Source organism: Rhodococcus sp. EPR-157 (genome assembly GCF_001647195.1).
Classification (GTDB): domain Bacteria; phylum Actinomycetota; class Actinomycetes; order Mycobacteriales; family Mycobacteriaceae; genus Rhodococcoides.
Genome location: NZ_LVCV01000151.1, coordinates 20877 through 27878 on the forward strand (window position 1 = coordinate 20877; position 7002 = coordinate 27878).

The 7002-nt window shown below is 62.2% G+C and carries 8 protein-coding genes; 6 read left to right on the plus strand and 2 right to left on the minus strand.

All coding sequences use genetic code 11. From position 1 onward, the window contains the following. Positions 1–121 precede the first annotated feature (121 nt). The 3 genes from A2J03_RS06175 (at position 122) to A2J03_RS06185 (ending at position 2323) form a co-directional block, all read left to right on the plus strand. A complete protein-coding gene (locus A2J03_RS06175) occupies positions 122–1027 on the plus strand; it encodes a universal stress protein (protein ID WP_197480637.1) in 906 nt (301 codons plus the stop codon). Between the two features lie 80 nt (positions 1028–1107). Next, positions 1108–1773 (plus strand): BON domain-containing protein, encoded by a 666-nt coding sequence (locus tag A2J03_RS06180; protein WP_197480638.1) that lies wholly within the window; start codon positions 1108–1110, stop codon positions 1771–1773. 10 nt (positions 1774–1783) lie between these two features. Beyond that, positions 1784–2323, plus strand: coding sequence for a flavodoxin family protein (locus A2J03_RS06185; RefSeq protein ID WP_068370850.1), 540 nt, complete (start codon positions 1784–1786; stop codon positions 2321–2323). 13 nt (positions 2324–2336) lie between these two features. On the opposite strand, the gene A2J03_RS06190 is transcribed toward A2J03_RS06185, so the two are convergent. Beyond that, the gene (locus tag A2J03_RS06190) at positions 2337–3218 is read right to left on the minus strand and encodes a universal stress protein (protein WP_068370853.1); all 882 of its coding nucleotides are present in this window, start codon (positions 3216–3218) and stop codon (positions 2337–2339) included. Positions 3219–3424: 206 nt separating this feature from the next. Here A2J03_RS06190 and A2J03_RS06195 point away from each other — a divergent pair, with 206 nt between their 5' ends. After that, a complete protein-coding gene (locus A2J03_RS06195) occupies positions 3425–4342 on the plus strand; it encodes a universal stress protein (RefSeq protein WP_068370856.1) in 918 nt (305 codons plus the stop codon). A 14-nt stretch (positions 4343–4356) separates the two neighbouring features. On the opposite strand, the gene A2J03_RS06200 is transcribed toward A2J03_RS06195, so the two are convergent. Further along, entirely contained in the window at positions 4357–5343 is a 987-nt protein-coding gene (locus A2J03_RS06200) for an Acg family FMN-binding oxidoreductase (RefSeq protein WP_331712359.1), read from the minus strand. A 189-nt stretch (positions 5344–5532) separates the two neighbouring features. Here A2J03_RS06200 and A2J03_RS06205 point away from each other — a divergent pair, with 189 nt between their 5' ends. Continuing rightward, positions 5533–6168, plus strand: coding sequence for a response regulator (locus tag A2J03_RS06205; RefSeq protein WP_068370881.1), 636 nt, complete (start codon positions 5533–5535; stop codon positions 6166–6168). 45 nt (positions 6169–6213) lie between these two features. Then, positions 6214–7002, plus strand: a 789-nt coding sequence (locus A2J03_RS06210) for a GAF domain-containing protein (protein ID WP_156520233.1), incomplete at its 3' end; no start/stop codon positions are given.

The following is a 7002-nucleotide window of genomic DNA, read 5'->3' on the forward strand; positions in this document are numbered from 1 at the left end:
GGCGATGCAAGGACCTTGGACCCTTCAAGAAGGGACGTTCGGCGTCAGCCGCGACGACTACCCCGTATGTACGGTCGCAGTCGACACCACCACATACGACCGAGAGCCAACGGAGACGACCATGGCCAGTGCGCAAACGCCTTCCTCAGTAGTAGTCGGAACCGACGGCTCGACCGCAGCACTGGATGCTGTTCGGTGGGCAGTTCGGGAAGCTTCCGCGAGACGGGTACCGCTGAGAATCGTGCATGTCGCGCCGCGTCACGACCTGGATCCGGTCTTCGGCGCCCCGGACGTGGACCGCGACTACGGCAACGCAGCGTTGCTGGCAGCAGCGGCTGCTGCGGCCGAAGAACCCAATTCTCCCGTCGTGGAACCCGTCTACAGACAGGGCACCCCAGAATCCGTGCTGCGCCACGAAGCCGTGTCCGCGAGCCTGTTGGTGGTCGGCTCGGTAGGAATCGGCATGCTGGGCTCACTTGTCCTCGGATCGACAGCGGCCGAACTCGCAGCTACCGCGCCGTGTCCGGTAGCAATCATCAAGTCTTACCGCACCGCAGTCTCGACCGACGAGCACAACGCACTGCCCGTAGTTGCCGTGCTCGCCGGAACGGACGACGTATGGGAAGAGTGGGACTCGATAGTCGAGGCAGCAACCGCAGAAGCTCGGATTCGCAGAACTTCGATGATCATCGCGTCCTCCGACGAAGCAGGCGACACGGACGGCGGCCTGGAACGGCGCATCACTCGATGGCAAGCGCAGACGCCCGACGTCCGAATCGATTCCATCAGCCAAGACGGCGCACTCGCAACATTGGCTGTGTCACTGTCCAAGGCTGCCCAACTGACCGTAGTGGGCCCACCGGAACACGATCGGCTACCGCTCCTGGGAATCACCGGACGGACGGTGCATCAGCTTCTCTTCCACTCGGACAGCCCATTGATGATCTGTCGTTCTCATCCCGTCGGACCCGGTCTGGCTGCGAGCACGGCCCGGTCTACCGCAGGAGTGACCGCGGCCCATCAGTGAACACGACAGGGTGACCACTGCTGCGGTGTGAGGGACCAATGACCCTTGGAACCGAATGCGACGTGCCCGACCATCGGATCATGACGACAACACACATCAGCGACGCAGAAATCAAGGCCCGCGTCGAGCTGGAGCTGCATTGGGCCCCTGAGCTCGACACCACTCACATCGGGCTCGCCGTGACCGATGGCAGCGTGACGCTTTCCGGCGAGGTCGCGGACTTCTCGCAAATCGAGATTGCCGAACGCGCCGCGTGGAAAGTTTCCGGGGTCTCGGCAGTCGCCCGTGAAATGAATGTTCGAAACGAAGTCGGCCCTGTGAACGACACCGATATCGCCCGTGACGTAGCCACAGAGCTGGACAGAAATTCAGATGTACCGACGGACTCGGTGCACACCACAGTCACTCACGGATGTGTGTTCCTGACCGGAATCGTGCTCTGGGACTTCCAACGCGCCGCAGCCGAAAGTTCGGCTGCGAACGTGCACGGAGTTCGCAAGGTGAGCAACATGATCGAGGTCAGCCCCCGCGCCGCGGCGGAGCATGTCGCCCGACATGTCGAGGCAGTACTCGAGCACGCCGCGCGAGTGGCTGCCCAGCACATCTCTATCTCGACCGACGGCGGTGGAAATGTCATTCTCGAAGGCACTGCTCGCTCCATCGCCGAAAGCGACGAGATCTGCAGGGCAGCCCGAGAGGCGCGCGGCGTCGAGACAGTTCAGAACCGACTTCACGTCATCGATTGAAAGGCACACCATGAACACGTTGGTGATCTATGAATCCATGTACGGCAATACCAGACTCATCGCCGAAGCCATTGCCAGGGGATTGCAACACAGCGGCACTGTCGATGTCGTACCAGCATCCCATGCGCGAGAATGTGACATCGCTACGTACGCTCTTCTCGTCGTCGGTGGACCTACCCACGTGCACGGGATGAGTCGGTTGCGAACGCGCGATGCGGCGATCGTGGCCGCATCGCGACCGGACAGCACAGTGCACCTCGAAGCCGGAGCATCGAGTGCGGGCCTACGGGAATGGTTGTCCACGTTGGCTCCGTCGCCCAACGGACTGGCGGCCGCGTTCGACACTCGAATCGACAAGTCGCCGTTCCTGACCGGCCGCGCATCGAAGGTGATCGCTCGAAAGCTCCGTCGTGTTCATCTCGACATCGTCGCTCCTCCCGAGAGCTTTCTGGTCGATGCAGAATCGAATCTGAAGGCACACGAAGTCGAACGTGCCGAGCAGTGGGGGCAGTCGCTGGCTGCGAAAGCCGCCCAGCTCAGTACGAATTGAGGCGATAGTACGGTCACTTTCCTCGGCAGATCATCACCGGGCAGTGCGCGTGGTGAGCGAGGTTGCTGCTCGTCGAGCCCAGCAAAGCCTGTGCTGCCGACCCCCGTCCTCGACTGCCGACCACCACCAACTGCGACTGTCTCGACAGGTCGACCAGCAGGTGAGCGGCGCTCCCCTGCCTCAATACATGTTCGACAGCGACTTCGGGGTACTTCTGTGACCACCCCGCGAGGCTCTCCGACAACAGAGCGGACTCCTCGTTCTCCAACGTGGTCAAGTCGACCAAGCCGGGCAGTGCCACACCGCCACCGAGCGAGAACGCATTCCAGGTGTGCGCAGCGATGAGTGGGAGCCCAAGACCGGCCGCAAGTTCGAAGGCGTACTCGACCGCCGCGGCACTCGTGGCGCTTCCGTCGACACCGACCACGATCGGCGCGTCGACTGCTGCATCTCCTGCTCGCCACACGACCACTGGACAATCAGCCTTGTCGACCGTCCGTTTCGCTGTACTTCCGAGCAGGGTCGAGACCAACAGTCCGGTACCGGAGTTGCCGACCACCACCACGCGAGCCGTCCGCGAATGTTCGACCAGCATCACTGCTGCCGATGTTGTGTCCACCCCTGTTGTCACCGACAGAGACGGATGCGCCTCCTGAACGGCCGTGGACAAGTCCGCGACGAGCTTGTCGGCGGTGTGTCGTTGTTCCTCCCACACTTCGGCAGGAATGACCATTGCCGACTCGGCCATGTAGAACGTCGGCTCCTGAACGGCGCTGGCGATGTGCAGCGGGGCGTTCAAGCGCTCGGCCACGTTCGCTGCCCAGCGCGCGGCCGCGGCACTGTTCGGTGAACCGTCGACACCCACGACGACCCTCTGATGATTTGCCAGAATCATGATCTCTCCCTGTCTTCGGCGCAGGCAGGTGCCGACGCGATGTCGGCGTCCGCTGTTGCTGCATCCGGCGTGGATGCACCTTCATTGCACGCTGACGTAGGGAGACCGGCACAGAGCATTTCGTCACCGGTGTCAGGGACTCGGCACTACGGCATCCGGACCGGTGACCCTGGTCGGGTTACACGTGGCATCGAAAGGATGAAAGCATGACCCACACGGACAGTGCGTTCAGCGAGGACAGTGCACCGACAAAGCGGACAATCGTCGGCGTCGACGGCTCTGTGCCTTCGGAGGTCGCGGTGAGATGGGCTGCCGCCGACGCAGCTACACACGGGACAGCATTGACGCTCGTCTACGCAGGAGTTGCGTCAGGCGGAACACAATCGAACGCACCGCGTCTCAGCGGTGGCGCATCGAGCGCACACGCCCGTTCGGCACTGGCTACCGCCCAGGCGGTCGCCCAGTCCGTGGCCGGGGGCTCCCTGGCTATCGAGACCGTTCTCGTGTCGACTCCGCCGGCCGAGGCCCTCATCGGTTACGGCCCGGATGCTCGGCTGATCGCGCTCGGTACGCGCGGTCTGGGAGGGCTTGCCCGCGCGGTCCTCGGCTCGGTCAGCAGTGCCGTCGCCGCGCAGGCCGGCTGTCCGGTGGTCATCGTCCCGGAGCATTTCGACACCACCCAGGTGGACGCCGACTCCGCCCCCATAGTCGTCGGGCTCGACCATTCACCACACGACAATGCAGTTCTCGCTGTCGCTTTCGATCAGGCGGCACGGCGACACGTCAGCCTGAGGATGGTCCACGCCTTCACCGCTCTCCATCCAGGTACGTCCTTCGGCGAGTTCGTGCAGTGGGGCCCTCATCTGGATCCCGCAGGCGCAGCGAAACTCTGGATGGACGAGGTCGCCGGAGCGTGGGGCAACGAGTATCCGGCAGTACAGGTTTCGACGTGTGCGATCGAGGACTATCCATCACGCGTTGTTCTCGAGATGGCCGCCGATGCTCAATTGATCGTCGTCGGCTCTCGCAGCCGCGGTGCAATTTCGCCGCTGTTCATAGGGTCGACCAGTCGCGCGGTCCTTCATCGCGCCGAAATCCCGACCATCATCGTTCCGGCGATCTGATCGGCGAACGGCGATCACCTCTTGTTAATGGAGAGGACACTCGAGATCGGTCGTCGCGGAGTCTGTTTCGGCGCCCCGCCGGTCGGCGGGGTACCGATCCTCACCAAGACCTGCGGCACACCACCCTCGGGTGCAAGCGATTCGACCAGCGCCCGGCTGCCGGACTGTTCCGTCAAATGAGTCAGCGGACACGTCGCAAGTCCTCTTGCTGCGGATTCGAGCAGAAGCGGAGAGAGCGCTCGGCCAGCCTTCAACCAGTCGATACGGTGATCGCCCTCGGTACTGAGCAGAACGACACTGGAACGGTCGATCCAATCGACCGACCGGTCGTGAAGACCGACTCGGCGTGGTTCTGGAAATTGGCGCCCGATATCAACGTTCGCCGACTCGGACCGATCCGCGAGCGCACTCGGCGGTATCCCACGCGATGCCACCACATGCCCGGCCCACCAGCGGATCTCGGCTTGGTAGGTTGCGTCGTACTTTCGGATGCCCGCACTCAACCTGGATGCGGTGGCCAAAGTTTCCCTTGCATCGGGTGATAGGACAGTAAGCGTCGCGCCATGATTGTCCGCAGCCCGTTGCATTGTCGACGTGAGGACGCTGCCATCCGGAACAGGGCCGAATGGCCGGCGATCGGACCGCCTGCGGCTGATCGCGGTCAACAGGTCGAACTCGTGCGACTGTGGATGCGCACCATGGACGAAGTGAACACGCGCGAGATGATCAGGAGAACCGGGAAATGGCAGTTCGCCCACCTCGGTGGACCATCGAAATGTCGCCGCCGCGGTAGTCAGATGATCCAGGGCGGCCCCGCAACTGATCACCATCTGGCGGCCCAGCGGATCGATCGACTCCAGCAGACGCGACCGGTCCGTATGCAGATTGAGATAGCCGTCGGAGTACACCCACTTCCAAGGCTGACTATTGTGAACCGACGGCGCACGGCACGCAAGTTCCACCAGCATCTCCACTACCGCCGACTCCGGCTGAACGCTCATCATCACTCCTATACATCCCCACTGCGAGAGCAATGGCCCACTGCGAGAGCAATGGCAGAGGCCAGTGTTGTCGCCGATCTCACATAGGCGAAAGGGCCGTACGTCATCCGAAACACGAGCACTTCGGCAACAGTGTCCCAGCAACGGAAAACCGTATGCTGGCAAGACGAGCGCATGGAAGGAGTCGCGGTGATCACTGTCTTTCTGGTCGACGACCACGAGATCGTCCGTCGGGGTCTTATCGATCTCATCGAGTCCGACCCCGAACTGTCCATAGTCGGAGAAGCGGGCACGGTCAGCAATGCCCTCGCTCGCATACCTGCCTTGCGCCCTGACGTTGCGGTCTTGGACGTGCAGCTACCCGACGGCAATGGCGTAGAACTGTGTCGCGAATTGATGTCGAGCATGCCTGAGCTGCGGTGCCTGATGCTGACTTCGTTCACCGAGGACCAAGCCATGCTCGACGCCATTCTTGCCGGCGCGATGGGTTACATCGTCAAGGACATCAAGGGCATGGACCTGACCAAGGCGATCAAGGACGTCGGACTCGGACGGTCCTTGCTCGACAATCGTGCAGCCGCGGCGCTGATGCGGAAGCTGCGGGCCTCCGAGGACACGTCCGTCACGGGCCCACTGGCTTCGCTCACCGACCAAGAGCGCAAACTGCTTGCGCTGCTCGGGGAAGGGTTGACCAATCGGCAGATCGCCGAGCGGATGTTTCTCGCCGAGAAGACGGTAAAGAACTATGTGTCGCGACTGCTGGCCAAGCTCGGTATGGAAAGGCGGACGCAAGCTGCTGTGTACGCATCCAAACTGGAGGGATGACGTAGATACGTCGCATCGGAGCGGCGACTCGGCCATACTGTTGCTGTGGTCGGAAACCATGGCGACACCGGGAAGACATTCACCGGCGAACTGAGCGGAACACTGTCTCAGCTACGCCTCCGGGAACTATTGGGAGAGGTCCAGGAGCGGCTGGGAAAGATCGTAGATGCGCGTGAGCAGCTCGACAGTCTGCTTCACTCGATGCTTGCCATCTCCGAGGGGTTGGACCTCGAGGAAACTCTGCGGTCGATCGTTGTCTCGGCCGTCGAGCTCGTCGACGCTCGCTACGGAGCTTTGGGTGTACGCGGCCACAACCGTGAGCTGAGCGCTTTCATATTTCACGGCATCGAAAGCGAGACGGCCGAAATAATTGGACCGTTGCCTACCGGCGGCGGTGTACTGGGATTGCTGATCGACCAGCCGCAAGCCCTCCGTCTCGACCGGCTCTCCGATCATCCGTCGTCGATCGGTTTTCCACCTGGACACCCACCGATGAATACGTTCCTCGGTGTTCCGATTCGAGTTCGCGACGAAGTATTCGGAAATCTGTATCTGACCGAAAAGAACAACGGAAAGTCGTTCACCGAGGACGACGAGGCGGTGATGCAAGCGCTCGCATCCGCTGCAGGTGTCGCTATCGAGAACGCCCGGTTGTACAGCCAAGCGCGCACACAACAATCCTGGCTGGAGGCTACCCGCGATATCGCGACCGATCTGTTGAGTGGCACCGCCACCGATCAGGTTCTTCGAAAGGTCGCCGAGCAGGCCTTGCGACTTACTGCCGCCGATCTCGCGTTCATTGCCATCCCGGGTGAAGCAGACGCACCCGCAGAA

What these genes read in the sequence shown, in the direction of transcription:
- A2J03_RS06180 (WP_197480638.1), top strand. Translation starts at nt 1,108, where the DNA reads ATGACGACAACACACATCAGCGACGCAGAAATCAAGGCCCGCGTCGAG.
- A2J03_RS06185 (WP_068370850.1), top strand. Translation starts at nt 1,784, where the DNA reads ATGAACACGTTGGTGATCTATGAATCCATGTACGGCAATACCAGACTC.
- A2J03_RS06190 (WP_068370853.1), bottom strand. Translation starts at nt 3,218, where the DNA reads ATGATTCTGGCAAATCATCAGAGGGTCGTCGTGGGTGTCGACGGTTCA.
- A2J03_RS06200 (WP_331712359.1), bottom strand. Translation starts at nt 5,343, where the DNA reads ATGAGCGTTCAGCCGGAGTCGGCGGTAGTGGAGATGCTGGTGGAACTT.
- A2J03_RS06175 (WP_197480637.1), top strand. Translation starts at nt 122, where the DNA reads ATGGCCAGTGCGCAAACGCCTTCCTCAGTAGTAGTCGGAACCGACGGC.
- A2J03_RS06195 (WP_068370856.1), top strand. Translation starts at nt 3,425, where the DNA reads ATGACCCACACGGACAGTGCGTTCAGCGAGGACAGTGCACCGACAAAG.